Origin of the sequence: Streptomyces sp. NPDC052236, from assembly GCF_044548015.1 — a bacterium.
In the GTDB taxonomy this organism is placed as follows: Bacteria; Actinomycetota; Actinomycetes; order Streptomycetales; family Streptomycetaceae; genus Streptomyces.
In genome coordinates, this window is record NZ_JBIUBL010000002.1 from 123056 (window position 1) to 147197 (window position 24142).

At 70.5% G+C, this 24142-nt stretch carries 24 protein-coding genes; 11 read left to right on the plus strand and 13 right to left on the minus strand.

Annotated elements, in window-relative coordinates:
* Positions 1 to 47 precede the first annotated feature (47 nt).
* The 3 genes from ACIHCQ_RS04475 to ACIHCQ_RS04485 are packed head-to-tail and all read left to right on the plus strand — an operon-like array spanning position 48 to position 2536.
* On the plus strand, positions 48 to 641 hold the full coding sequence (locus tag ACIHCQ_RS04475) for a phosphatase PAP2 family protein (RefSeq protein ID WP_399657868.1): 594 nt from the start codon (positions 48 to 50) through the stop codon (positions 639 to 641).
* On the plus strand, positions 634 to 1635 hold the full coding sequence (locus tag ACIHCQ_RS04480) for a decaprenyl-phosphate phosphoribosyltransferase (protein WP_399657870.1): 1002 nt from the start codon (positions 634 to 636) through the stop codon (positions 1633 to 1635). The genes ACIHCQ_RS04475 and ACIHCQ_RS04480 overlap by 8 nt, the downstream gene beginning before the upstream one ends.
* A gap of 16 nt (positions 1636 to 1651) precedes the next feature.
* Entirely contained in the window at positions 1652 to 2536 is an 885-nt protein-coding gene (locus tag ACIHCQ_RS04485) for a YihY/virulence factor BrkB family protein (protein ID WP_399657871.1), read from the plus strand.
* Here ACIHCQ_RS04485 and ACIHCQ_RS04490 read toward each other — a convergent pair.
* The gene (locus ACIHCQ_RS04490; RefSeq protein ID WP_399657873.1) at positions 2505 to 3737 is read right to left on the minus strand and encodes a D-alanyl-D-alanine carboxypeptidase family protein; all 1233 of its coding nucleotides are present in this window, start codon (positions 3735 to 3737) and stop codon (positions 2505 to 2507) included. The two genes, ACIHCQ_RS04485 and ACIHCQ_RS04490, sit on opposite strands and share 32 nt — an antisense overlap.
* A 121-nt stretch (positions 3738 to 3858) precedes the next feature.
* On the opposite strand from ACIHCQ_RS04490, the gene ACIHCQ_RS04495 reads away from it, so the two are divergent.
* Positions 3859 to 4128, plus strand: a complete 270-nt coding sequence (locus tag ACIHCQ_RS04495; RefSeq protein WP_399657875.1) for an SCO4848 family membrane protein — start codon at positions 3859 to 3861, stop codon at positions 4126 to 4128.
* A 38-nt stretch (positions 4129 to 4166) separates the two neighbouring features.
* Positions 4167 to 5642 (plus strand): metallophosphoesterase, encoded by a 1476-nt coding sequence (locus tag ACIHCQ_RS04500; protein ID WP_399658638.1) that lies wholly within the window; start codon positions 4167 to 4169, stop codon positions 5640 to 5642.
* Positions 5643 to 5835: 193 nt separating this feature from the next.
* On the opposite strand, the gene ACIHCQ_RS04505 is transcribed toward ACIHCQ_RS04500, so the two are convergent.
* On the minus strand, positions 5836 to 7308 hold the full coding sequence (locus tag ACIHCQ_RS04505) for an ATP-binding protein (protein WP_399657877.1): 1473 nt from the start codon (positions 7306 to 7308) through the stop codon (positions 5836 to 5838).
* A 71-nt stretch (positions 7309 to 7379) separates the two neighbouring features.
* Entirely contained in the window at positions 7380 to 8078 is a 699-nt protein-coding gene (locus ACIHCQ_RS04510) for a response regulator transcription factor (RefSeq protein WP_399657879.1), read from the minus strand.
* A gap of 134 nt (positions 8079 to 8212) precedes the next feature.
* Here ACIHCQ_RS04510 and ACIHCQ_RS04515 point away from each other — a divergent pair, with 134 nt between their 5' ends.
* On the plus strand, positions 8213 to 10687 hold the full coding sequence (locus ACIHCQ_RS04515; protein ID WP_399657881.1) for an MMPL family transporter: 2475 nt from the start codon (positions 8213 to 8215) through the stop codon (positions 10685 to 10687).
* A gap of 369 nt (positions 10688 to 11056) precedes the next feature.
* On the opposite strand, the gene ACIHCQ_RS04520 is transcribed toward ACIHCQ_RS04515, so the two are convergent.
* The 4 genes from ACIHCQ_RS04520 to ACIHCQ_RS04535 are packed head-to-tail and all read right to left on the minus strand — an operon-like array spanning position 11057 to position 13924.
* Positions 11057 to 11764 carry a TetR/AcrR family transcriptional regulator gene (locus ACIHCQ_RS04520; RefSeq protein ID WP_399657883.1) on the minus strand — a complete coding sequence of 236 codons (708 nt, stop codon included), beginning with the start codon at positions 11762 to 11764 and terminating at the stop codon, positions 11057 to 11059.
* A gap of 11 nt (positions 11765 to 11775) precedes the next feature.
* Positions 11776 to 12201, minus strand: a complete 426-nt coding sequence (locus ACIHCQ_RS04525) for a thiol-disulfide oxidoreductase DCC family protein (protein WP_399657885.1) — start codon at positions 12199 to 12201, stop codon at positions 11776 to 11778.
* 6 nt (positions 12202 to 12207) lie between these two features.
* Positions 12208 to 12651 carry a hypothetical protein gene (locus ACIHCQ_RS04530; protein ID WP_399657887.1) on the minus strand — a complete coding sequence of 148 codons (444 nt, stop codon included), beginning with the start codon at positions 12649 to 12651 and terminating at the stop codon, positions 12208 to 12210.
* Between the two features lie 37 nt (positions 12652 to 12688).
* Complete coding sequence (locus ACIHCQ_RS04535) at positions 12689 to 13924, minus strand: MFS transporter (RefSeq protein ID WP_399657889.1); 1236 nt, start codon at positions 13922 to 13924, stop codon at positions 12689 to 12691.
* An 86-nt stretch (positions 13925 to 14010) separates the two neighbouring features.
* Between ACIHCQ_RS04535 and ACIHCQ_RS04540 the strand changes: the two genes are divergently transcribed.
* Positions 14011 to 14523 (plus strand): MarR family winged helix-turn-helix transcriptional regulator, encoded by a 513-nt coding sequence (locus ACIHCQ_RS04540; RefSeq protein ID WP_399657891.1) that lies wholly within the window; start codon positions 14011 to 14013, stop codon positions 14521 to 14523.
* Positions 14524 to 14536: 13 nt separating this feature from the next.
* Here ACIHCQ_RS04540 and ACIHCQ_RS04545 read toward each other — a convergent pair whose 3' ends face one another.
* The 6 genes from ACIHCQ_RS04545 to ACIHCQ_RS04570 form a co-directional block, all read right to left on the minus strand.
* Positions 14537 to 15067, minus strand: a complete 531-nt coding sequence (locus ACIHCQ_RS04545; RefSeq protein WP_399658639.1) for a hypothetical protein — start codon at positions 15065 to 15067, stop codon at positions 14537 to 14539.
* Between the two features lie 161 nt (positions 15068 to 15228).
* On the minus strand, positions 15229 to 15987 hold the full coding sequence (locus ACIHCQ_RS04550; RefSeq protein WP_399657893.1) for a succinate dehydrogenase iron-sulfur subunit: 759 nt from the start codon (positions 15985 to 15987) through the stop codon (positions 15229 to 15231).
* Positions 15987 to 17741, minus strand: coding sequence for a succinate dehydrogenase flavoprotein subunit (gene sdhA, locus ACIHCQ_RS04555; protein WP_399657896.1), 1755 nt, complete (start codon positions 17739 to 17741; stop codon positions 15987 to 15989). The genes ACIHCQ_RS04550 and sdhA overlap by 1 nt, the downstream gene beginning before the upstream one ends.
* 20 nt (positions 17742 to 17761) lie before the next feature.
* A complete protein-coding gene (locus tag ACIHCQ_RS04560) occupies positions 17762 to 18250 on the minus strand; it encodes a succinate dehydrogenase hydrophobic membrane anchor subunit (RefSeq protein WP_399657898.1) in 489 nt (162 codons plus the stop codon).
* Between the two features lie 8 nt (positions 18251 to 18258).
* Positions 18259 to 18639: a succinate dehydrogenase, cytochrome b556 subunit gene (gene sdhC, locus ACIHCQ_RS04565; protein ID WP_399657900.1), complete on the minus strand. Its 381-nt coding sequence runs from the start codon at positions 18637 to 18639 to the stop codon at positions 18259 to 18261.
* Between the two features lie 149 nt (positions 18640 to 18788).
* Positions 18789 to 19424 (minus strand): 2-oxo-4-hydroxy-4-carboxy-5-ureidoimidazoline decarboxylase, encoded by a 636-nt coding sequence (locus tag ACIHCQ_RS04570; protein ID WP_399658640.1) that lies wholly within the window; start codon positions 19422 to 19424, stop codon positions 18789 to 18791.
* Between the two features lie 203 nt (positions 19425 to 19627).
* On the opposite strand from ACIHCQ_RS04570, the gene ACIHCQ_RS04575 reads away from it, so the two are divergent.
* From ACIHCQ_RS04575 to ACIHCQ_RS04590, 4 genes are all read left to right on the plus strand, one after another.
* Complete coding sequence (locus ACIHCQ_RS04575; protein WP_399657902.1) at positions 19628 to 21262, plus strand: glycoside hydrolase family 20 protein; 1635 nt, start codon at positions 19628 to 19630, stop codon at positions 21260 to 21262.
* A gap of 246 nt (positions 21263 to 21508) precedes the next feature.
* Positions 21509 to 22099: a hypothetical protein gene (locus tag ACIHCQ_RS04580; RefSeq protein ID WP_399657904.1), complete on the plus strand. Its 591-nt coding sequence runs from the start codon at positions 21509 to 21511 to the stop codon at positions 22097 to 22099.
* A 348-nt stretch (positions 22100 to 22447) separates the two neighbouring features.
* Positions 22448 to 23143 carry an RNA polymerase sigma factor gene (locus ACIHCQ_RS04585; protein WP_399657906.1) on the plus strand — a complete coding sequence of 232 codons (696 nt, stop codon included), beginning with the start codon at positions 22448 to 22450 and terminating at the stop codon, positions 23141 to 23143.
* Positions 23143 to 24135, plus strand: a complete 993-nt coding sequence (locus ACIHCQ_RS04590) for a hypothetical protein (protein WP_399657908.1) — start codon at positions 23143 to 23145, stop codon at positions 24133 to 24135. Before ACIHCQ_RS04585 ends, ACIHCQ_RS04590 begins: the two co-directional genes overlap by 1 nt.
* The last annotated feature ends 7 nt before the right edge of the window (positions 24136 to 24142 follow it).

Sequence of the window (24142 nt, forward strand, 5' to 3'; positions counted from 1 at the left end):
GCCGAGAAGAGTCACCCCTGGCTCAGGAAAAGGGGTGGCACAGCCATATGAGATACGCGTACGCGGACTGCGCGGCGGCCGACCGCCGGCTGCTGGCGGCGATGCGCGACTGCGGCAGCGAACCACGCGTGGCCGCCGCCGCCCGCGCGCTCTCCCGCACCGGCGAGCACGGCGCGCTCTGGATCGCCGCCGGGCTCGCGGGCGCGGCGGCCGACCGGGAGCGGCGCGAGGCGTGGCTGCGCGCCACCGCGCTGGTGGCCGCGGCCCAGCTGGCGAGCATGGGCGTCAAGCGGGTCGTACGCCGCCCCAGGCCGCGCATCCCGGCCCGCGAGCCCCTCGTCCGCACCCTGGGACGCCACTCGTTCCCCAGCTCGCACGCCACCTCGGCGGCTGCGGCCGTCGTCGCCTTCGGCGCGCTGCGACCGGCCGTCGGGCGACGGCTCGCGGTGCCGCTGGCCGCCGCGATGTGCGTGTCCCGGCTCGTCGTCGGCGTCCACTACCCGACGGACATCGCGGCGGGCGCGGTGCTCGGCGGGCTCACGGCGGGCCTGGGCACGGCCTGGATCACGGGCTGCGGGGAGACGGGACGCGGGGAGACAAGTGGAAGTGGCGGGGGAACGGGAGGCGGAAGGCATGGCTGACCGCTCCACCACGCTCCTCGAACTTCCCGAACGTCCCGAAGGCCCGGAAGGCCAGGAAGGCCCCGAAGGCCGCCCACGACGGTCCTCGCAGCCCCGGGTCGTGAGCCTGCCCATCGGCCTCATCAGAGCTGCCCGGCCGCGCCAGTGGATCAAGAATGTGCTCGTCGCTGCCGCGCCCGCCGCCGCCGGACAGCTCGTCTCGCTCCACACCGCCGCACGGCTGGCCGTCGTCTTCGCCCTCTTCACGGCCGCGTCCGCCGCCGTGTACCTGATCAACGACGCCCTCGACGCCGAGGCCGACCGCGCGCACCCCGACAAATGCCGACGGCCCGTCGCCGCCGGGGACGTACCGGTGAGCGTGGCGTACGGGGCGGGCGCGCTGCTCGCCGTCGCGGCGGTCGCCGGCGCCGCCGCCCTGTGCACCGCCATGACCGCCGCGCTGCTCACCGCGTATCTGGCGATACAACTCGCGTACTGCGTCTGGCTCAAGCATGTTCTCGTCGTCGATCTGGCGGTCGTCACGACCGGGTTCCTGATGCGCGCGATGATCGGCGGGGTCGCCCTCGCCATCCCCCTGTCCCGCTGGTTCCTGATCACCACCGGCTTCGGCGCGCTGTTCATGGTGGCCGCGAAGCGGTACTCGGAGGCCGTGCAGATGGCGCAGCGGGCAGAGCCGGACAAGGGGGTGACCCGTGCCCTGCTCAACGAGTACACGACCGGCTATCTCCGCTTCGTCTGGCAGCTCGCGGCCGGTGTCGCCGTGCTCGCCTACTGCCTCTGGGCGCTGGAGAGCGGCGGCGTCGCCGACCGTGCGCTGCTGCCCTGGCGGCAGTTGTCGGTGATCGCGTTCATTCTGGCGGTGCTGCGGTACGCGGTATTCGCGGACCGGGGCACGGCCGGCGCACCCGAGGATGTGGTGCTGCGGGACCGGGCGCTGGCCGTCATCGGGCTGGTCTGGGCGGCGATGTACGGACTGGCGGTCGCCGACCTGTGAGGGTGACCCTTGCGGCATGGACTGGCTGACCAAACTCCCCGTCATCGGCCCGCTCGTGGCCCGGCTGATGCGTACGCATGTCTGGTATTCGTACGAGACACTCGACCGGGTGCACTGGTCGCGCCTCGCCGCCGCGATCACCTTTCTCAGCTTTCTCGCGCTCTTCCCGCTGATCACGGTCGGCGCGGCCGTCGGCGCGGCGCTGCTCGACGAGGAACAACTGGCCCGGTTCAAGAGGGAGATCAGCGCCCAGGTGCCGGGCATCTCCGACCAGCTCGACGTCGACTCGCTCGTCGCCAACGCGGGCACGGTCGGGCTCATCGGGGGCGCGGTGCTGCTCTTCACCGGCATCGGCTGGGTCGGCTCGATGAGGGACTGCCTGCGCGCCGTATGGGAACTGGACGACGAGGACGAGTCCAACATCATCCTGCGCAAGCTCAAGGACGCGGTGGCGCTGCTCGGGCTCGGCGTGACCGTGCTCGCCTCGCTGGCCGCGTCCGCGCTCGGCTCCACCGCCGTCGGCTGGACCGCCGACCTGCTCGGCATCGACAAGGGCGGGGCGGGCGGCGTACTGCTGCAGATTGTCGCCCTCGCGGTCGCCGTCGTCGCCGATTTCCTCCTGCTGCTGTACCTGCTGACGCTGCTGCCGGGGGTGCAGCCGCCGCGCCGCCGTCTGGTCACGGCGGCACTGATCGGCGCGGTCGGCTTCGAAGCGTTCAAGCTGCTGCTCGGCGGCTATATGAAGGGTGTCGCGGCGAAGAGCATGTACGGCGCGTTCGGTGTGCCGATCGCGCTGCTGCTGTGGATCAACTTCACCGCGAAGCTGCTGCTGTTCTGCGCCGCCTGGACCGCGACACCCGCACGGCGTTCTAGCGGCGGCGCAGCGGCCAGCGGCGATTGACGAGGTAGACCGCGCCCGCCAGTACCACCAGTGCCCCGCCTGTGACGGCGAACGCCGTGCCGACGCCCCCCGAGCCGCCCTGCGACGCGGCGGTGACCTCGGCGGGACCGCCCTTGCCGCCTGTGCCCCCCTCGTCCGCCCCGTCCAGCTCCGGGCCGCCCGAGGCGGGGACCACGGACTTCGGCGGCACCAGCTCGCCGACCGGCTTGACCTTCCCGGCCGCCGCGAAGCCCCAGTCGAGCAGCCGGCCCGCTTCCTTGTAGACGGCCTGGCTCTCGCCGGAGTCCGGGTTCATGACGGTGACGAGCAGTACCTTGCCGTCGCGCTCGGCGACTCCGGTGAAGGTACTGCCCGCGTGCGTGGTGGTGCCGTTCTTGACGCCCGCGATGCCCTTGTACGGGGCGAGTCCGTAGTCGCCGGTGAGCAGGCGGTTGGTGTTCTGGATCTCGAACGTCTCGCGCTTCTTGCCCCGGACCTTTTCGCCCGGGAACTTGGCGGTCGCGGTGGAGGCGTACTCCCGGAAGTCCTTCTTCTGCATGCCGCTGCGGGCGATGAGCGTGAGGTCGTACGCGGAGGAGACCTGGCCGTTGGAGTCGTAGCCGTCCGGCGAGACGACATGGGTGTCGAGCGCCTGGAGCTCCTCGGCATGCGCCTGCATTTCCAGGACGGTCTTGCCGATGCCGCCGTTCATCGAGGCCAGCGCATGCACGGCGTCGTTGCCGGAGCGCAGGAAGACGCCGAGCCACAAGTCGCGTACGGAGTATCTGTGGTCCTCCTTGAGCCCCACCAGGCTGCTGCCCTCGCCCAGGTTCGCGAGGTCGGCGTCGGTCACCGTGTGGAGCTCGGTCCTCGGCAGCCGGGGGAGCAGGGTGTCCGCGAACAGCATCTTCAGGGTCGACGCGGGAGCCAGCCGCCAGTGGGCGTTGTGCGAGGCCAGCACATCGCCGGTCTCCGCGTCCGCGACGATCCAGGACCGGCCGCTCAGTTTCTGGGGCAGTACGGGCACGCCGGGCACGAGGCTGACCTGCGTGCCGGGTTTCCCGAGCTGGGCTCCGCCGACGGTGGACATGGCTGCCGGCGGGTTCGGCTGCTTCCGGTCCGCGCTGATGTCATCGGTGTCCGCCGACGCGGGCGTGAGACTGAGAGCGGGCAGCAACGCGGCAGCGGTGACCGTCAACGCGGTCTTCTTCAGAGCAGACACGCACGTGAACGTACAGTGCACTGTTGAAAATATGGACATCGGCCCGACGAACCGCCGGGGGTGACGCCGGGACGGCCCACCCCGGAGGACCCGATCGGATGATGGCCGCGATACTGGATGTATGAAGCTCAGCCGCCCCGTCTCCTGGTTCCTGCTCGCGTTCGGGGTCTGGAGCTGGATCATCTGGGTCACTTTCATCAAGAACCTGTGGCAGGACGGGAGCGGGCTCGCTTTCGACGACGCGGGTGACCCGACCGCTTACTTCTGGGTGCATTTGCTGCTCGCGATTACGTCCCTGCTTCTGGGGACGGTCGTCGGGGGGATCGGGTTGCGCGGCGTACGCGCATTGCGTCGCGAATCGCGGGAATCGCGCGAAGCGCGCAAGGGATAGGGGAGCGGTCGGTGGTTGTGGTTGTGGTGCTCGGGGTGATGCTGGTTGTCGCTGTGCTCGCGGGGGTGCACTGGTACGTATGGCGGCGGCTGGTGCGCGACACGACCGCGCGGGGCGGCGTGGCGCGGCGGGCGGGGACGACGGCGGTGTGGGTGCTGCCCTTCCTGTCGGTGGCGGCGCTGGTTTCGGGGCGGGCCGGGGCGCCGTTCTGGCTGGAGCGGGTACTGGCGTGGCCGGGGTATCTGTGGCTCGCGGTGCTGCTGTATCTGACGCTGGCGCTGGCGGTGGGGGAGGCGGTACGGCCGGTGCTGCGGCGGGTGCTCGCGCGGCGAGCCCCCGAGCCCCCGGCGCGGGAGCTGGACACGGGCGTCGCCCGTACTGACGTGACTGACGTGGGCGCGGCGCGGGAGGCGCGTACCGGTGTGACTCGTACGGCCGCGAGCCCGGATCGCGTACGGGGCGTGGAGGGCAGCGATACCGACGCGGCTCCTGTGGCAGGGGCCGCCGCTGCCGACGCCGCCGACGCGGCAGGCGAGTCCCGTACGGGAGCGACCCGTACCGCCGAGCGCTCCGAGTCCGGGGCACACCCGGGACCGGAGCCGGTTGCGGGCGCCGCCCGCACCGACGCGAACGACCCGGCCCCCGACCCGGCCTCCGACGCGGTTTCCGCGTCCTCCGGGCAGACCGGCCTCTCGCGGCGGCTCTTCGTCTCCCGGGTCGTCGGCGGCGGTGCCGCCGCCGTCGCCCTCGGGACCGTTGGGTACGGGACGTACGGCGTCCTGCGCGGGCCGAGCGTCAAGCGGGTCACCGTGCCGCTCGCCAAGCTGCCGCGCGCCGCGCACGGCTTCCGGATCGCTGTCGTCAGCGATATCCACCTCGGACCCATCCTGGGGCGCGGCCACACGCAGCGGATCGTCGACACCATCAACGCCACCGGGCCCGACCTGATCGCCGTGGTCGGCGATCTCGTCGACGGCAGCGTCGCGGACCTCGGCTCGGCCGCTGAGCCGCTCGCGCAGTTGCGGGCAAAGCACGGCGCATTTTTCGTCACCGGCAATCACGAGTACTTCTCGGGCGTCGCCGAGTGGGTCGACCACGTCCGCGAGCTCGGGCTGCGGCCACTGCTCAACGAGCGCGTCCAGATCGGCGGCTTCGACCTCGCCGGGGTCAACGACATCGCGGGCGAGAGCGAGGGTGACGGACCCGACTTCGGGAAGGCCCTCGGGGATCGCGACCGGGCGCGGGCGTCCGTACTGCTCGCGCATCAGCCCGTGGTCATTCACGATGCTGTCGAGCACGGCGTGGACCTCCAGCTGTCCGGGCACACGCACGGCGGTCAGCTCTGGCCCGGGAATCACCTCGCGGCTCTCGCCAACCCGACTGTCGCCGGGCTTGAACGCTACGGCGACACCCAGCTGTACGTGACCCGGGGCGCGGGCGCGTGGGGGCCGCCCGTGCGCGTAGGAGCGTCGTCCGACATCACCGTCGTACAGCTGGCTTCCCGTCAGGCCTAGCAGTGCTTTGTCAGGCCGTTGCGACCCTACAAGGACGCTGGTTGCGCCCGCCTGCCGCTGCGAGCGGCGGGCGGCGGGCGCGCTGCTGGGTCCGTTCCCGCAGGCCGGTGCGGGACGGGCCCGCATCCGCCGACGAGTCGGACAGACGTGGGCCCGAACCCGGCAAAGTCCTGTTGAGCAGGACCCGCCCGCCCTACGGGCTGACGGCGCTGCTCTCCCCCCGCGCCCCGGCCGCCGCCGGAAACGTGACCGTCACCGCGAGGCCCCCCTCCGGCGCGGTCTCCACCCGCACCGAGCCGCCGTGCGAGGCGACCACCGCCTGGACTATCGCCATACCAAGACCGCTGCCCGCGCGACTCCCCCCGCCCGCCCGGAAGAACCGGTCGAAGATACGCTCCGCGTCCTCGTCCGACATGCCCGGGCCATCGTCCGCGACCAGCAGCCGGATCCCGCCGGGCCCGTGACCATCGCCGTTCTCGCGCGCCAGTTCCACCCGTACCGGCACGTCCGCCGGGGTGTGGACGCGGACATTGGCCAGCAGATTGCCCACGATCTGCCGCAGCCCCGACTCGTCGCCCTGGACGACCATCGCGCCGTCCGCCCGGACGACCAGCGGACGCCGCGGCTGCTGCGCCCGCAGATCGTCCGCCGCGTCCCGCACCAGGCTGCTCAGGTCGACCCCGCACACCCGGAGCCGGGGGTGCTGGTCCAGCCGGGCCAGGGTGAGGAGCTCCTCGACGAGCCGGCCCATCCGGTCGGCCTCCGCGGTCATCCGGGCCAGCGCCCGGGTCCGCTCCGCCGGCTCGCGCAGCATCCCCTTGTCGTACAGCTGGAGGTAGCCGCGGATCGCGGACAGCGGCGTACGCAGCTCGTGCGAGGCGTCCGCGACGAAGCGCCGCAGCTGGGCCGCGCTGTGCTCGCGCGTCTCGAAGGCCGACTCGACCTGGTGGAGCATGGAGTTGAGGGCGACCCGCAGCTGTTCGATCTCGCTGACGGGGTCCCGCCCGGCCGGCACCCGCCGGGTCAGATCGCCCTCCGCTATGGCGGACGCCGTCTCGACCATGTCCTCCAGCGATCGCAGCCGGTGCCGTGCGCCCAGCATGGTGAGCAGCGCGAGCAGCGCCAGCAGCAGCGTGCCGAAGGCCAGATCGAGCTTGAGCGCCTTGCGTACGCCGTCGTGCACGGCCTCCGTGTTGGCCGCCATCAGGACGTACGTACCGTCGCCGAGGCGCGCCGCGACCCCGCGGTACGGATCTTTGCCGATGGAGAGTTCCGCCGCCGCCTCCGAGCGGGCCAGCGCGGCCGGATCCTCGATCGCCGCGGCGAGTTCGCGCTGCTGCCCCGTGGGCTCGACACCGGCGAAGGTGACCGGCGCGCCCTTCGCGTCGAGGGCCACGAAGATCGTCTCCCGGTTCGCCAGGGTGGACGCCGCCGCTTTGCCCGGCCTGAACTGATCGGCCAGCGCGCCGATCGCGCTGATGGAGTCGATCTGGTCGCGGGTGAGCCCGGCGCCCTGCACGGCGTTACGGGAGCCGAGCAGCTCAGAGTCCACGCTCTCCAGCAGATAGTGCCGCATGCCCATCAGGCTGACCGCGGTGGCCGCGACGATGCCGAGCGCCAGCAGCGCCACGTTCACCACGGTCAGCTTGGCCCGCAGGGACTGCATCCCGCGACGCGGACACAACTCGCCCGTACGCCTTCCCGTGACCCGTCCCGTATGCCTTCTCATGCGAGTCCTCATGCGAGCCCGTATCCGACACCCCGCCGCGTGGTGATCAGCGGTGGCCCCAGCGTGTCCAGCTTCCGCCGCAGATAGCTGATGTAGGTCTCGACGACCGTCGACTCGGCCTGGTGCTCGTACTGCCAGACATGGCGCAGCAGCTGCTCCTTGGGCACGACGCGCCCGCCGTTGCGCACGAGGAAGCGCAGCAGCGCGTACTCGGTCGGGGTGAGCAGCACCGACCGGCCCCCGCGCCGTGCCGCGTATGTCGCGTCGTCCAGCTCCAGGTCCCCGTACCGCAGCGGCGGCCGGACCGGCAGCACATCGGTGGGTCTGGTGCGGCGCAGCACCGCCCTGATGCGGGCCACCACCTCGTCCACATTGAAGGGCTTGGTGATGTAGTCGTCCCCGAAGTCCAGCGCGCCCACGATCTCGGCGGGCGCGTCCCGCGCGGTGACGAACACGACGGCCATCTCCGGGTGAGTGACGCGCAGTTCACGCCCCAGCACACGCCCGTCGCCGTCCGGCAGCATCACATCGAGTAGCGCCACATCGGGGCGCGTCTGCCCAGCCAGCCGCTGTGCCTGCCGTACGGTCCCCGCAGTGATCACCTCGAAGCGGTGATAGCGCAGGGCGATGGCGAGGATGTCGGCGATGCTCGGCTCGTCCTCGACCAGCAGCACGGTCGCTCCCTCGTGCGCTCCCTCGTGGTTCATCTCCCCAGTATCGGCGCGCACGCTCCGCGGGGAGCCGGTCCTTGTCTTGGAGTTACTTGAGAGTCGCGGCCTTGACACATCAGACGCGGTGTCCACAGCTGATCCTTGTGCCAGGCCTTGGGGGAGACCGATCGATGAAGGAGCGGGAAATCGTGGCGGCATTGGCACGGTGGTGCTATCAACACAGGGCGGTGGTCCTGCTGCTGTGGGTGGGGGCGCTCTTGGGCCTCGGGGTGGCGGGCAGCGCGGCAGGCACAAGTTACAAGGGCGTCTTCAGCCTTCCGAACACCGACTCCACTCACGCGTACGACCTGATGGCGAAGGCCTTCCCGGAGCGCTCGGGTGACACCGACACCGTCGTGTGGCGGGTCTCCGAGGGCTCGGTGCGTGATGGGTCCGTACGGGAGCGGATGGAGCCCGCGCTCAAGGAGATCGCGGGCATGAAGGGCGTCGGCGAGGTCGCGAGCCCGTACGCCGGGGCAGCGGGCGCGACGCAGATCAGCGAGGACGGGCGGATCGCCTACGCCCAGGTCACCTTTACCGAGCAGGCCAACGGTGTGGAGAAGGAGCTCGTAGAGGACGTCGTCGACACCGCGCAGGGCGCGGAACGCGACGGGCTTCAGGTCGAACTCGGCGGGCAGGCGATCACCCTCATCCAGGAGCCGCCGGCCGGCATGTCCGAGATGGTCGGCCTCGGGGCCGCGGCCATCGTGCTCTTCCTGGCGTTCGGTTCGCTCTTCGCGATGGTGCTGCCGCTGGTGATAGCCGTTTTCGCTGTGGGCATGGGGATGCTGGGGACCTCGCTGCTCAGCCATGTGACGAATGTGCCGGATGTGGCACCGCTGCTCGGCTCGTTGATCGGCCTCGGGGTCGGCATCGACTACGCGCTGTTCATCGTCACCCGCCACCGCAAGGGGATCATGCGGGGCGCCAAGCCCCTGGACGCGGCGGTCACCGCGCTCAACACCTCCGGGCGCGCGGTGCTGTTCGCGGGCGGCACGGTGGTCATAGCGCTCGCCGGCATGCTCGTGATGAACATGCGTTTCCTCGACGGTGTGGTGATCGCGACCTCGCTGACGGTCGTACTGAGCGTGCTGGCCGCGACCACGCTGCTGCCCGCGCTCCTCGGCGTCCTCGGCATGCGGGTACTGAGCCGCAAGCAGCGGCGCAAGCTCGCCGCGGAGGGGCCGGAGTCGCAGGAGTCGAACGGCGCCGCGGCCCGCTGGTCCGCCCAGGTGCAGAAGCGGCCCAAGTCGATCGCGCTGATCGCGGTCGTGGTGATGGCGGCTCTCGCCATCCCCGTGCTGTCGCTGCGGCTCGGCGCGAACGACCAGGGCAACCACCGGGAGGACACCACCACCAGGCAGGCGTACGACCTGCTCGCCGAGGGCTTCGGACCCGGCTTCAACGGGCCACTTCAACTGGTCGCCGACGGCGCCGAACCCGCCGCCGTCAAGGCGTTGGTCGGCGTGGTGAGCAAGACGGAAGGGGTCGCCCGGGCCATCGCGCTGCCCTCGCCCCCGAACTCCGGCGTCACGGTGATCCAGGTCGTACCGACGACCTCACCCCAGTCCGTGGAGACGGACGAACTGATCGACCGGCTGCGCGGCGAGGTGATCCCGCAGTCGGGTGAGAAGGTCCACGTCGGCGGAGTCACCGCCGTATTCAAGGATTTCGCCGCGGTCACCTCCGACCGGCTGCCGTACTTCGTCGCGACGATCATCGCGCTGGGCTTCGTGCTGTTGATGATCGCGTTCAGGTCGCTGGTCGTCCCGCTCACCGCCGCCGTGATGAACCTGATCGCCGCCGCGGCCTCCTTCGGCGTACTGGTCGCCATCTTCCAGTGGGGCTGGGGCGCGGATCTGCTCGGCCTCGGCAAGGAAGGCCCGATCACGTCCTTCCTGCCAGTGATCATGCTGTCCCTGCTCTTCGGGCTCTCCATGGACTACCAGGTCTTCCTGGTCAGCCGGATGCACGAGGAGTGGGTGCACACGAAGGACAACGCCCGGGCGGTCCGCGTGGGTCTCGCCGAGACCAGCCGGGTCATCAACGCCGCCGCGCTCATCATGATCTGCGTCTTCAGCGCGTTCGTGCTGAGCGGTGACATGGAGGGCGCGATGGCGGGCATCGGCCTTGCGGCGGCGGTGGCGCTGGACGCGTTCATCCTGCGTACGGCACTGGTGCCGGCGGCGATGCACCTGCTGGGGAACTCCAACTGGTGGCTGCCCGCCGGTCTTGAGAAGCGGCTGCCGCATCTGGCGGTGGAGCCACAGGAGGACGGGCCGGACGCGGCGTCCGGACGGGCATCCGTCCCGGCGACGGGCCAGGCATCGGCCGCCCGTGGGTCTGCCGTGCACGGGTTCGTCCGTACGGAGCACGGCGAGCCGGTCGGGGACGTGGTCCTCACCCTCGCCGCGCCGGACGGCAGTCAGGTCGACCGGGTGGAATCGCTGGCGGACGGCTCGTACATCCTGTCCGCGCCGGCCGGGGGCACGTATCTGCTCGCCGCGAGGTCGGGGATGAGCGAGCCGTGGGTCCGCCACATAGTGATCGGCGGCGACCCGATGGTTCACGATGTGGTCCTGACGGACCTGGGAGTGAGCCGCTGACCACCGGCTCAGCACCCGCTCAGGGCAACACCCCGGCCGCCCGGGGCGTGTTTGAGAAGTCCCTCCCCCTGGACTTCGTCCGGTGGGGGTCCCCTGGGGGCACCTCCCGTGCGAAGCCACGGGGGAGAAGCCAGGGGGACCCCCAGCCCGCGACGCCTGGCACGCACATTCGCGATGTTGTCGGAGTCGCCCAAGTACTCCCCCAGAGCTTCGCCTGGGGGTGCCCCCATTCGTACGAGGGCGACCTCCCCCAGAGCTTCGCCTGGGGGTACCCCCACCGCCTTGCGACTGCACGCACCAGACGCCGCAGGGCCCGCCCTCCGGACGGACGGCGCTACTTTTAAAACACGCCCCAGGCCGGGGTGTTGGTCATTTCTCCCGCGGCTTCCTGGTGATCGCGCCCGGCATGAACTCCTCCAGTACGTCGTGCACCTGCCGCACGATGGGCCGCAGCACCCGGTAGCGGGACAGCGCGATCAGCCGGGCGAGGATCGGCGCGGTCCGCTCGACCAGCCGGCGGCTGCGCTCCGCGCCCTCGGACCGGTCGTACACCCAGAAGAGCACAAGGCCCATCTGGTTGAGCCACATCAAATGCGGCAGCAGCTCGGCCAGTTCGGGCGCGGTCTTGGTGTCCGAGCCCGCGAGGACCCGCTCATGGATGGAGATCGCCGCCTCGCGCGCCGCGACCGAGTCCGGCGAGAAGGGGCTGAGCGGGCTCTGGGGATCGGCGGCGTTCTTGAAGAACTGCGAGGCGAAACGGTGGTACGGATCCGCGATGTCCAGCCAGGCCAGCAGTACGCCCCGGATCCGCGCCGTCAGGTCCGTGTCCCCCTCCAGAACCGGCTGGACCGCCGCCTCGTGCTCGGCGGCGATCCGGTCGTAGAAGCCCTGGACGAGGTGTTCCTTGGAGGAGAAGTAGTAGTACGCGTTCCCCACCGAGACCCCGGCCTCCTGGGCGACGGCACGCATCGTCGTCTTGTCGAAACCGCGCTCCTGAAAGAGCCGGAGCGCGGTTTCGAGGATGAGCGTGCGGGTCTGCTCGCTCTTGGGGGGCTTGGCCTGCTGTACGTCCGTCACGTCGACCGAGCCTAACCGGGCCCACCGCGTACGTCGCACTCGCCGCCGCAGGGGGCCGCCGTCTCCCCCGCCGTTACCCCCGCCGCCGTCACCTCCCGGTACTTGGCCGCCGCGAGCACCGTCACGCGGGCGAACGGCGCGCCGGCCGGGGTGGCCAGCCAGTTGGCCCGGGGCCGGTGCTCGGCGAGCGCCCACAGGCAGACGATCCAGGCGGAGGTCCCGCGGTAGATCTGGCCGCTGTCCCCGATCACGGTGATCTCGGTGAGGGTGGTGGCGTGGTCGAGACCGGGGAAGCGGCGGCTGGCCTCATGGGACGCAGCGGGCACCAGGTCGAGCGGTACGAGCTGGTGCTGCCGTTGCAGCCAGTGCCGCAAGTGGACGCAGAGCGAGCACTGCGCGTCGTACAGCACGGTCAGCCGCTTCACCGGAACGCCCATGACCGGTCACGCCCCGGTGGCAGGCGCGGCGGGAGCGGCCCACGGGCGCTGGCCGCCGGGTCCGGTCCAGCCCTGCGGCGGTACCGGCGGCACCTGCTGGCGCTCCATCATCCCCCGCCGCCGGATCTTGTTCAGCACGTAGACATTGCCGAGGTGCATCCCGCCGAGCACGAGCAGGACGACGCCGATCTTCACCGAGAGCGCCTCGAAGAGGCCGCGGGCGTCCACGACGGCGTCGGCCGCCTTGAGGTACAGGGCGACGAAGCCCAGGTTCACCAGGTAGAAGCCGACCACTAGGAGGTGGTTCACGGCATCGGCGAGTTTCTCGTCCCCCTGGAGCACATCGGCCAGAAAGATCCGGCCGTTCCGGCTGAGCGTGCGGGCCACCCAGATGGTGAGCCCCACGCTGATCAGCAGGTAAATGACGTACGCGACAACAGTGAGGTCCATGCCCCACCCTCCCTTGAACGCGTTCAAAAAGCTCTTGTCATGGACTGTAGACCTCATTTTGAACATGTTCAAGCCGGGGTGGCCCCGCCCCGAACCGGCGCACCCCGGGCACTGCCGCCGTGCCCGCGCACGCCACGCCCACCACCACCGCGGCGACCGCGAGCGGCACCGCCGGACCCCAGGCAGCGGCGACCGGCGGCGCGAGCGCGTAGCCCAGCGGCATCGCGCCGAGCGAGAGCAGCCAGTCGTACGACGTCACGCGGGCCAGCGCGTGCGCCGGGATCGCCTGCTGGACCGCGGTCTCCCAGATGGGGGAGAGGAAGCCGAGGCCCGCCTGGGCGACGCCGTACGCGGCGATGGTCAGCGGCGCGGGCGCGGAGAGAGCCAGCAGCCCCAGCGGCAGGGCGTAGGTCGCGAGCCCCAGATTGGCCATCAGCACCGGCCGCTTGGGCCGGGCGCGGCTCGCGGCCAGGGAGCCCAGCAGCAGCCCGACGGCGCCGGTCTGGAGCATGGCGATCCAGGCGCCGGGGCCGCCCAGCTCGCTCACGGCGATGGCGGGACCGAGCGTCATCAGCACGGCCGCCGCGCCGTTCCAGGCGGCGTGCGCGACGAGGCTGGTCCAGTACCAGTCACGGGAGCGGACCTCGCCCCAGCCCTCCTTGAGGTCGGCGAGCAGCGACCGGTGCTCGATGGGCACGCGCCGTACGCGTACCGCCGCGAGCAGCAGGGCGCTCACGGCGAAGCTCGCGCCGTCGAGTACGAAGGCCCAGCCCGGCCCGACGGTGTAGATCAGCACACCGGCGAGCGCGGGCCCGCCGAGGCGGGTGGCGCTCTGGGCGATCCCCATCAGGGCGTTGGCCTTCTGCCGCCCCGCCTCCTGGACCGTGCCGGTGATCAGCGGTGAGACGGTCGGCATGGCGAAGGCGCCCGCCGCCCCGCCGATCGCCTCCGCGACGGCGATGTGCCACAACCGCGGCTCGCCGCTGAGGAGTTCCACCCCGACCAGGAGCTGGCTGAGGCACCGTACGACGTCGGTGACGAGCGCGACCGTACGGGCGTTGAAGCGGTCCCCGGCGACGCCGCCCAGGGGCAGCAGCAGGAGTTTCGGAATGACAGCGCAGGCCAGTACGAGCGCGAGCGCGCCGGTCGAGCCGGTCGCCTCGTACACGGCGAGGGCGAGCGCGGCGGGGATGACCGCGTCGCCGAGGAGGGACAGGGTGCGGCCGGCGAAGAGCAGCCGGAAGGAGCGCGTGCGCAGTGGATGGGGTGGCATGCCGGAGAATGTACTTCGACACCGAACTATTCGGCAACGAAGTATATTGCGTCGAGAGTGTGCGCGTCCTGCGTACCATCGGGGTTATGGAGCGCCGCGACTGGACCGACGGACATGTGGAGCGCTGGATCCCCGTCCTGCCCGAACTCGACCCGTACGTGGAAGGCGCGGTCATCCGGATGCAGCGGCTCACCGTCCATCTCCAGCGCGTCCGTGAACAGGCCCTGGTCGACTTCGCGCTGGAGCGCCACGAGTACGACACGCTCCACAAGCTCGCGGGCCGGGGCGGCCGGGCCACCCCCTCCGAACTCGCCGGCGACCTCGGCCTCGCGCCCGCCTCGGTCACCGGCCGCCTGGACGCACTCGAACGCCGGGGCTTCGTCCGCCGTACGCCCTCCACCACGGACCGCCGCCGCGTCGACGTCGAACTGACCGAGTCGGGGCGCGCGACCTGGCTGGGCGCGATGGACGCGCTCGGTCACGAGGAGGACCGCCTGATCGGGGTCCTCGACAAGGACGAGCGCCGTCTGCTCAACGACATGCTGCGCCGCGTGATGCTGGCGGCGGAGGACTCGGGCACCGGGCGGCGCGAGTCCTGACCGCCCCGCATGCCTACATGGCGCTGATCGACCGCGCGTAGTTGATCTGGCCCATGATCTGCTGGAACGTCTCGGGTCCCCGGGCCTGGATCATGGTCGAGTGGTGCCTGCCCGCGCTGGTCACCGTGACCTGGATGTAGCCGGTGGTCTTCTTCTCCTTCATCAGTAGGAAGAGCAGACCCAGCAGGCAGAAGATGAAGAAGATGACCGCGAGCACGATGGCGTGGGCGGGTATTTTCTCCTCTGTGTGCGACATGTCGGTGGCGTTCCACACGGAGCCGCGCAGCGGGAGGGTGCCCGCGGGCGTCACGATCGAGTCGCCCATGACCGTGATGTCACCGATCGACACCAGCGGCGCGCCGCCCATCGGAGCGGGCGGGCCCATCGGGACCGGTGCGGGGGCGCCGGGCTGCTGCTGCGGATAGCCGTAGCCCTGCGGGGGGTTGGGATAGCCGTAGCCCGGGACTCCGTCGGCCTGCGTCGGAGTCGGCTGCGCCGGCCCCCACTTGTACTCCCCGTCCGTGTACGGATTGGGCTCGCTCATGTTCTCGTCCCCGTTCTCGTGCTGTGTCACGTCAGACGTACCGATCCTGCCAGGTATGGGGCCGGTCGGTGAAGCCCGCACCGTCACACCGTCAGTACGAAGAGGGCCCCGCCTCCCGGGAATTCACCCAACGGGAAGAGGGGCCCTCATACGTCAACAGGTCAGAAACGGCGCGTGATCAGCGCCCGCTTCACTTCCTGGATGGCCTTGGTGACCTCGATACCGCGCGGGCAGGCGTCGGTGCAGTTGAACGTCGTACGGCAACGCCACACGCCGTCCTGCCCGTTGAGGATCTCCAGCCGCTGCTCCGCCGCCTCGTCACGCGAGTCGAAGATGAAGCGGTGCGCGTTGACGATCGCCGCCGGGCCGAAGTACTGCCCGTCGTTCCAGAACACCGGGCACGAGGACGTGCACGCCGCGCACAGGATGCACTTGGTGGTGTCGTCGAAGCGCTCGCGGTCCTCGGCGGACTGCAGCCGCTCCCGCGTCGGCTCGTTCCCGGACGTGATCAGGAACGGCATCACATCGCGGAACGCCTGGAAGAACGGGTCCATGTCCACGATCAGGTCCTTGAGGACCGTCAGGCCCTTTATGGCCTCGATCGTGATCGGCTTCGCCGGGTTGATGTCCTTGATCAGCGTCTTGCAGGCGAGCCTGTTCTTGCCGTTGATCCGCATCGCGTCGGAGCCGCAGATGCCGTGCGCGCACGAGCGGCGGAAGGTGAGCGAGCCGTCGACCTCCCACTTGATCTTGTGGAGAGCGTCGAGCACCCGCTCCTTGGGGTCGATCTCGATCGCGAAGTCCTGCCACCACGCGTCGGCCGCGACCTCGGGGTTGAAGCGGCGGATCCGGAAAGTGACCGTGATGTACGGCGAGGCGACGGCCTCGGCCTGGACCTTGTCCATTACGGGAGTTGCCATCAGTACTTACGCTCCATCGGCTGGTAGCGGGTCTGGACGACCGGCTTGTAGTCGAGCCGGATCGACTCGACGCCGTCGTCGCCCACCTCGCGGTACGCCATGGTGTGGCGCATGAAGTTGACGTCGTCGCGGTTGGGGTAGTCCTCGCGGTAGTGACCGCCGCGGGACTCCTTGCGGGCGAGCGCGGAGACGGCCATGACCTCGGCCAGGTCGAGCAGGTTGCCCAGCTCGATGGCCTCCAGCAGGTCGGTGTTGAACCGCTTGCCCTTGTCCTGGACCGAGACGCTGAGATAGCGCTCGCGCAGCTCGCCGATTTTCTCGACCGCGGTCTTGATCGTCTGCTCGGTGCGGAACACCATCACATTGGCGTCCATGCACTCCTGCAGCTCGCGGCGGATGTCGGAGACCCGCTCCTTGCCGGTGGCGCTGCGCAACATCTCGACCCGGTTCTGGACGAACGCCGCCGGGTCCTCGGGGAGCTCCACGAAGTCGTTCGCCGCGGAGTACTCGGCGGCGGCGATGCCCGCCCGCTTGCCGAAGACGTTGATGTCCAGCAGCGAGTTGGTGCCCAGGCGGTTGGCGCCGTGCACCGACACGCAGGCGACCTCACCGGCGGCGTACAGCCCCGGAACGACGGTGGTGTTGTCCCGCAGGACCTCGCCCTGGACGTTCGTCGGGATGCCGCCCATGGCGTAGTGCGCGGTCGGCTGGATCGGGATCGGGTCCGTGTACGGCTCGATGCCCAGGTACGTACGCGCGAACTCGGTGATGTCCGGGAGCTTCGCGTCCAGCTGCTCCGGCGGCAGGTGGGTGAGGTCCAGGAAGACGTGGTCGCCCTCGGGCCCGCAGCCGCGGCCCTCGCGGATCTCGGTGTAGATCGACCGGGACACGACGTCACGCGACGCCAGGTCCTTCATCACCGGCGCGTACTTCTCCATGAAGCGCTCGCCGTCCTTGTTGCGCAGGATGCCGCCCTCACCGCGGGCGCCCTCCGTCAGCAGGATGCCCATGCGCCAGATGCCCGTCGGGTGGAACTGGAAGAACTCCATGTCCTCCAGCGGCAGCCCGCGGCGGTAGCAGGCGGCCTGCCCGTCGCCGGTCAGCGTGTGGGCGTTGGAGGTCACCTTGAAGAACTTGCCGGTGCCGCCGGAGGCGTAGATGACCGACTTGGCCTGGAAGATGTGGATCTCGCCGGTGGCCAGCTCGTACGCGACCACACCCGCCGACCGCTTGACGCCGTCGACCTCGGTGAGCAGCTGGTCCAGGACGTAGAACTCGTTGTAGAACTCCACGCCCTCCTTGACGCAGTTCTGGTACAGCGTCTGGAGGATCATGTGACCGGTGCGGTCGGCCGCGTAGCAGGACCGGCGGACCGGGGCCTCGCCGTGGTTGCGGGAGTGGCCGCCGAAGCGGCGCTGGTCGATGGTGCCGTCCGGGGTCCGGTTGAACGGCAGGCCCATCTTCTCCAGGTCGAGGACCGCGTCGATGGCTTCCTTCGCCAGGATCTCGGCGGCGTCCTGGTCGACCAGGTAGTCACCGCCCTTGATCGTGTCGAAGGTGTGCCACTCCCAGTTGTCCTCTTCCACGTTGGCGAGCGCGGCGGCCATGCCGCCCTGCGCGGCGCCCGTGTGGGAGCGGGTCGGGTAGAGCTTCGTCAGCACGGCGGTACGGCTGCGCTTGGTCGACTCGATGGCCGCGCGCATGCCGGCGCCGCCCGCGCCGACGATGACGGTGTCGTACTTGTGGATCTTCATGGTTCTCGTCAGCCCCGGCTTTAGCGGATGTTCGGGTCGAAGGTGAAGATCACCAGCGTGCCCAGAAGGATGGTGAACACCGTGGCGGTGTACAGCAGGCCCTTGAGCCACAGTCGCGTGCCCGGCCGTTCCGCGTAGTCATTGATAACGGTACGGAGTCCATTGGTGCCGTGCAGCATGGCAAGCCACAGCATCAGCAGGTCCCAGGTCTGCCAGAACGGGGACGCCCAGCGGCCCGCCACAAAGGCGAAGCCGATCTTGGAGACGCCGCCGTCGAGCACCAGCTGAATCAGCAGGTGACCGATGACCAGGACGACCAGGACGACACCGGACAGGCGCATGAAGAGCCATGCGATCATCTCGAAGTTGCCGCGGGCCGACTTCGGGGTCTTTGTGGTGCGCTTGCGCGGCGGCTCGATGAGCGGCGCCGGGTGGTCGATATTGAACGATCCCAGAGGCTCTGCGCCTTCGACCGGACCGATCGCGGAAGTGGTGGTGTCAGTGGACATGTCTGGCGTCAGCTCCCGAAGACTTCACGGACGGCATGGCCGAGCACCGGATACAGGGCGCCCACCATCAGCACGATCCAGATACCCATGACGGTCCACAGCATCTGCTTCTGATAGCGCGGGCCCTTGGACCAGAAGTCGACAGCGATGACACGCAGGCCGTTGAGCGCGTGGAAAAGAATGGCGGCCACCAGGCCGTATTCGAGCAGCGCGACGATTGGCGTCTTGTACGTGGCAACGACGTCGTCGTACGCCTCGGGCGAGACGCGGACGAGAGCGGTGTCCAGGACGTGAACGAACAGGAAGAAGAAGATGAGGACGCCGGTGACTCGGTGAGCCACCCATGACCACATTCCTTCCCGGCCGCGGTACAGCGTTCCAGCCGGCACGGCAGAACCCTCCGGGAGCGGGGATTAGGGCCTGCCGGCTTGGGGGGTCGGTCTGGCCCGGCCGGGTACGGTCCACCGGCCCTGGCCATCGTAGCGACGTGTTGTCGGTTCCTTCGCGCGGGGTCCACAGGTTGTGATCAAAGAGGCAATCAAACAGCCTCGGACGGGCTACTGGCCACCTGGCTGGTCACTGCCTGTGCCAGCCGGGAGCGGGCGAGGCCGCGCAGCTCCTCGGCGGAGACGGCCCGCTCCTCGTCCGGCTCGTGCGCGAGGCGGGCGCGGATGCCCGCGAGTACCCGGTCGAGGTACTCGTCGGGGCGGCATCCCGCCAGGCTGATCACGAAGGCGTGGCCGAAGCGGCTCTCGTACGCGGCGTGGGCGGCGGACAGCGCGGTGTGCGCCGCCTGGGGCGCGCCGGGGTGCAGGCCGACGGAGGACTCGTCGGCCAGCGCCTCGGAGACATCGGCGGGGGAGAGGTCGTAACCGGCCTCGTCGGAGGCCGCGAGCAGCGTGTCGAGATCGGGATAGGGACGGTGGGCGACCATCCGCTGGGCCCAGCGGTGGCTGTGACAGCAGCTGAGCAGGATGGTTTCAGCGACTTCGGCGGGCGCGGTGTTGAAGCGCGCGAGGCCGGGCGTGCCGCTGCGCTGGGACGGCAGTGGTAGCGGGTCCCGAGGAGTGTGGTGAAGTGTCGGCGGTCGCTTCGACAGGCCGGTGTGGGCTTCGCTGGACAGCGTGCGCTCCTCGAAAGGGCCAGCGGGACGGCTGGGAAGCAGGGGATGGATAGGTACTCACGCTATCCATTGGTGACCGGAGTTGTCCGACGGATGCACGAATTTCACCCGGACGAGAGGTTTCGGTCCATGTAATGGACGATGGTACGAGGTACTCCGGGTACCTTCAGGCACTTCGTTCACTTCCGTCGCTCTAGCCACTCTCTTCGGCGGTTATATGAACTTCTTTGCAGTTGCACCCTAAACGGCCACATATGGGAGGTATCCGAGTGAAACGGCACTCTGTGCGCACGCGGGCCACCACCGCGCTCGTCGCCGCGGCCGCGGCCTTCTCGATGACGCTGGCCGGCTGCTCCAGCGGCGAGTCCGGCACCTCGGGCACAACAGGCGGCGCGCCCGTGCGAGGCGCGGTGAAGGCGCCCACGCCGACCCCCTCGCCCTCCAGGACGTACGCCCTGTCCAAGGCGCCGGACACCATCCCCGCCGTACGCGAGCACGAGCCCGCTCGCGGTCCCGGCTGGCGGCCGGGGCGCGGCGGCGTCGTCGTCGCCAAGGGCAGCGAGGGGCTCGCCGACGAGGGCAGGCTGCTGGCCCAGGAGCTGAAGATCGGCTACCGGGGCGTGGCAGCCGCCGGCGCGGCCGATGTCGAGCTGGCGCTCCAGCCCGCACCCAAGGGGGCCGCCAAGCAGCCCCCCGAGTCGTACACCGTCCTCACCCGCGGCGGCGGGGTCAGGATCACCGGGGCCGACGAGGCCGGGGTCTTCTACGGGACGCGGACGCTGAAGCAGGCGGTGCGGTCGGGCGGCGCGATGCCGGAGGGTCTCGTACGGGACCGGCCGGACCGGCCGCAGCGCGGGCTGATGGTTGACATCGCGCGCAAGCACTTCACCGCGGCCTGGATCGAGGACCGGCTGCGCGAGATGGCCGACCTCAAGCTCAACCAGCTCGGCCTGCACTTCTCGGACGACCAGGGGTTCCGTATCGCCTCCGACTCGCATCCCGAGGTCGTCTCGCGCGAGCATCTGACCAAGGCCGAGGTCCGGCGGATCGTCGAGCTCGCCGCCCGGTTGCACATCACGGTCATCCCGGAGATCGACTCGCCCGGCCACCTGGGCGCGGTGATCGCCGCGCATCCGCAGCTCCAGCTGCGGAACGTGTCGGGCAGGGCCACCCGCGGCGCGATCGACATCGGACAGCCCGAGTCGGCGCGGATCGTGGACGAGCTGCTGCGCGAATACACGCCGCTGTTCGGCAGCGCGTACTGGCACATCGGCGGGGACGAGTACCAGGCGCTGACCGTGCAGAACCCGGAGGCGTCCTTCCCGCGGCTCGCGGAGCTCGCCCGCCAGAAGTACGGACCGAACGCCCGGGTCCAGGACCTGGCGGCGGCCTGGGTGAACGACCGCGCGGCGGTGGTGCGCTCGCTGGGCAAGAAGGCCAAGGCATGGAACGACGGCTTCTTCCGGAACGGGGTCGTCACCGGGAACAAGGACATCGAGATCGAGTACTGGACCGGCAAGGAGATCGGCGCGCGCCAGCCGGACGAGTATCTGCGCGAGGGCCGTCGGGTGGTCAACCTCAACGACGAGTACCTCTACTACGTGCTCGGCGAGCCGAACCAGTTCCGCTACCCCACCGGCCGGCGGATCTACGAGCAGTGGACGCCGCTGGTGCTGCGCGGCACCCAGCCGGTGGCGAAGGGCTACTCGGACCAGATCCTGGGCGGGCGGTTCGCAGTCTGGTGCGACCTCTCGCAGGCACAGACCCAGGACCAGGTGGCGAGCGGCATCAGGATGCCGCTGCGGGCCACGGCCCAGAAGCTGTGGGACCCGCGCACCCCGGCGCGTGACTGGCGGGGGTTCCAGGCCCTGTCCCAGAAGCTCGGCTGAGCCGGGCGCAGGGATGTGCTCGCATGGCTTGGCCGATGGCGTGCTCGATGGCGTGACCATGGCGGAAAACCCACCGAAGGGGGTACTTTGCGCCAAGAGGCCCCGAGCCCTCCGCCGAGGAAAACCTCCTCAGATCCCTGGATACGACTGGGAACCACCGGTCTGCCGCGGTGACGCATTTGAGCCACGGGGCGCAGAAAGAGGAAGTACTGCGTCCAGTACTGCGTCCGTGAAGGGGAGCATCCGGTGGCGTCGAAGAGCCCGAGTCTGAGGGAACTGATCGCACAGGCGGATGAGCGAGGCCTGGCCGCCAGCGGTCTCGCCTGCCTGGACCGCTGTCTGCCGCTGCTCGCGTCCGAGGCGGACGCCCTGCGTCCGCTCTGGGCCGGTCTGGCGTACGGCGAGAAGGACTGGTCCGGACACCTCGCGACGGCCAGACAGGCCATGGAGGGCACGCCCGTCGAGGACGGGACCGCCGCTCTCGTACGGCAGATGCTTGGCGCCGCGCCCTCCGAGTGGGAGGCGGAACCGCTGCGGGAGTGGGCGGACGACTGTTCCGTGGCGGCACTCGAACTCCACCACCGCTTCGACGCGGGCGCCGCGACCGGCATCCCGGACGCGGCCGATGTGGTGGAGGTGCTGAAGCGCTGCCGCGCGGGCGAGCCGGATGGCGCAGGTCCGCTGGTCGCCGGTGAGCTGCGCCGCCAGGTCCGGATACTGGAGATCCTGGCGGAGGCAGAGGGCCGCGTCGGGCTGCGCCAGGTGCTGGATCTGTCGATCGAGGGGCAGCGGGTGCTGCGGGCGGTCGTCTCGCGCCGCGCGCGCGTCCAGGGCTGAGCGGAGACGGGTGCCGAGAGTGTTCGAGGGTGACGGGAGGCGGCCGGGAATGGCTGGAAACAGCCGGAAGGCGAGCCGGGACGGGAGCCGGAATGGCCGGAATGGAAGGACGACCGGGGCCGCCACCCCCCACAGGAGAGGCCCCGGTCGTCTTCCGACGGTGCCGCTGAGCGGCCCCGTACCCCTCTCAGCGCCACGCGTGCGTTTTCTGTCACACCACGCCGGACCGCCGCTTTGTTGCAACTTGTACAAGGCATGGACGCGGCCCCCGAAGAGGACGTAGCGTGCTGATTCGCCCAGGGCGGCGCGGCAGTGGTGACCAGCTGCGATTCAGGACAGGTTGAGGGAGTGCTGGGGGACGACGCGGAGCTGACCACCGCGGTGCTGGCGGCACAGGACGGGGACGAAGACGGCTTCCGTACTGTGTACCGCGCCGTGCACCCGCGGTTGCTCGGCTATGTCAGGACGCTGGTCGGCGAGCCGGACGCGGAGGATGTGGCCTCGGAGGCCTGGCTGCAGATAGCCCGGGACCTCGACCGGTTCAGCGGCGACGCGGACCGCTTCCGCGGCTGGGCCGCGCGCATCGCACGCAACCGGGCGCTCGACCACATACGTATGCGGGGCCGCCGCCCCGCTGTCGGCGGCGACGAGACCGAGCTGAACGGGCAGCCCTCCGAGTCGGACACCGCGGACGAGGCCCTGGAGGCGCTGGCCACCGGCTCGGCCATGGCGCTCATCGCGCAATTGCCGCAGGACCAGGCCGAGGCGGTGGTGCTGCGCGTCGTGGTCGGCCTCGACGCGAAGAGCGCGGCCATGACGCTGGGCAAGCGGCCCGGAGCCGTACGGACCGCGGCGCACCGCGGACTGAAGCGGCTGGCCGAGCTGCTGGGCGCGGAGGGCGGCGGCGCGGGCCTCACGGACGGCACGGGCCCCGTGGGTGGGGCGGACCTCAGTGGCGTACCGTCGCAGCGAGCCTCCCGGCCCGGCGTGACGGCACCCGCGGGTGTGACGCATACACGTCTGCGGACGCAGAAGGACATGTGATGGCCGACGAGCGGTACGAATGGCTCGACAAGGCCGCGGCGGAGAAGCTGCTGAGCGGTGAACCGGTCGAGATCACCGACGAGCACGCCCGCGCGCAGGCCGCACGGCTCTCCCGGCTCCTGTACAGCGCGGAGCGGGCCGGTTACGCCGATCACGCCGGTTACGCGGACGAGCAGGCCGCCGAGGGCGAAATGCCGGGCGAGGCCGCAGCGCTGGCCGCCTACCGGAAGGCCAGGGCGGACGCCGACGCGCCCGCCGCCGACGCCCTCAGGGGCGTACGCGTCGCCCGGCCCCCGCGCACAGGACACCGGCGGCTCTTCGGCCGCCCGGTCCGCTTCGGGATCGCCGCGGCGGTGGCGGGCTGTGCGCTCGGCGGCGTGGCCATCGCGGCGGGTACGGGCTTTCTGCCCGCTCCCTTCGACGGTGACGGCGGCAAGCCGCTGCCCGCGCCCTCGGTCTCGGGGGCCGCGACACCGGGGCCGCTGGTCTCGGACACGCCGACCCGCGGCGGGGTGCTGCCGGTGGCGCCGCCCGCGCCGAGCGACGGCACGGCCCAGCAGGACGGGGACGGCAAGCAGGCCGAGGCGTACGGCACGTCGGGCGCGGACTGCCGCGAGTACCGCAGCGGTCGTATGGTTCCGGGCCACCAGCAGCGGCTGGAGGCGGCGGCCAAGGGGCCCGGGCGGGTGGCGGGGTTCTGCGCCCGGGCGCTCGGCGACTCACAGGGCACCACGGGCACCACGGGTGCCGGGGAGGGCGCGGACGCTCAGGGCGCCAAGAGCACCCCGGGCCCCAAGCCGGGCAAGTCCACCGGCGCGGGAAAGGCGAAAGCGGAGAAGCCCAAACCGGCAAAGCCCAAGCCCGCGAAGCCCAATCCCAAACCGGCAAAGCCCGGGCCCGCGAAGCCGAAGCCGAAGCCGGCAAAGCCCGCGAAGCCCGCGAAGGCGGCTCCTGACCCAGGTGTGACGTTTCTTGAGCCGACGGCGCAGTAGAGAGTGA

Bases quoted from the DNA above. Each gene is read 5' to 3' on its own strand.
- ACIHCQ_RS04475 (WP_399657868.1), top strand. From the start codon at position 48: ATGAGATACGCGTACGCGGACTGCGCGGCGGCCGACCGCCGGCTGCTG.
- ACIHCQ_RS04480 (WP_399657870.1), top strand. From the start codon at position 634: ATGGCTGACCGCTCCACCACGCTCCTCGAACTTCCCGAACGTCCCGAA.
- ACIHCQ_RS04485 (WP_399657871.1), top strand. From the start codon at position 1,652: ATGGACTGGCTGACCAAACTCCCCGTCATCGGCCCGCTCGTGGCCCGG.
- ACIHCQ_RS04495 (WP_399657875.1), top strand. From the start codon at position 3,859: ATGAAGCTCAGCCGCCCCGTCTCCTGGTTCCTGCTCGCGTTCGGGGTC.
- ACIHCQ_RS04500 (WP_399658638.1), top strand. From the start codon at position 4,167: ATGCTGGTTGTCGCTGTGCTCGCGGGGGTGCACTGGTACGTATGGCGG.
- ACIHCQ_RS04505 (WP_399657877.1), bottom strand. From the start codon at position 7,308: ATGCAGTCCCTGCGGGCCAAGCTGACCGTGGTGAACGTGGCGCTGCTG.
- ACIHCQ_RS04510 (WP_399657879.1), bottom strand. From the start codon at position 8,078: ATGAACCACGAGGGAGCGCACGAGGGAGCGACCGTGCTGCTGGTCGAG.
- ACIHCQ_RS04515 (WP_399657881.1), top strand. From the start codon at position 8,213: ATGAAGGAGCGGGAAATCGTGGCGGCATTGGCACGGTGGTGCTATCAA.
- ACIHCQ_RS04525 (WP_399657885.1), bottom strand. From the start codon at position 12,201: ATGGGCGTTCCGGTGAAGCGGCTGACCGTGCTGTACGACGCGCAGTGC.
- ACIHCQ_RS04530 (WP_399657887.1), bottom strand. From the start codon at position 12,651: ATGGACCTCACTGTTGTCGCGTACGTCATTTACCTGCTGATCAGCGTG.
- ACIHCQ_RS04535 (WP_399657889.1), bottom strand. From the start codon at position 13,924: ATGCCACCCCATCCACTGCGCACGCGCTCCTTCCGGCTGCTCTTCGCC.
- ACIHCQ_RS04540 (WP_399657891.1), top strand. From the start codon at position 14,011: ATGGAGCGCCGCGACTGGACCGACGGACATGTGGAGCGCTGGATCCCC.
- ACIHCQ_RS04545 (WP_399658639.1), bottom strand. From the start codon at position 15,067: ATGAGCGAGCCCAATCCGTACACGGACGGGGAGTACAAGTGGGGGCCG.
- ACIHCQ_RS04550 (WP_399657893.1), bottom strand. From the start codon at position 15,987: ATGGCAACTCCCGTAATGGACAAGGTCCAGGCCGAGGCCGTCGCCTCG.
- sdhA (WP_399657896.1), bottom strand. From the start codon at position 17,741: ATGAAGATCCACAAGTACGACACCGTCATCGTCGGCGCGGGCGGCGCC.
- ACIHCQ_RS04560 (WP_399657898.1), bottom strand. From the start codon at position 18,250: ATGTCCACTGACACCACCACTTCCGCGATCGGTCCGGTCGAAGGCGCA.
- ACIHCQ_RS04575 (WP_399657902.1), top strand. From the start codon at position 19,628: ATGGGAGGTATCCGAGTGAAACGGCACTCTGTGCGCACGCGGGCCACC.
- ACIHCQ_RS04590 (WP_399657908.1), top strand. From the start codon at position 23,143: ATGGCCGACGAGCGGTACGAATGGCTCGACAAGGCCGCGGCGGAGAAG.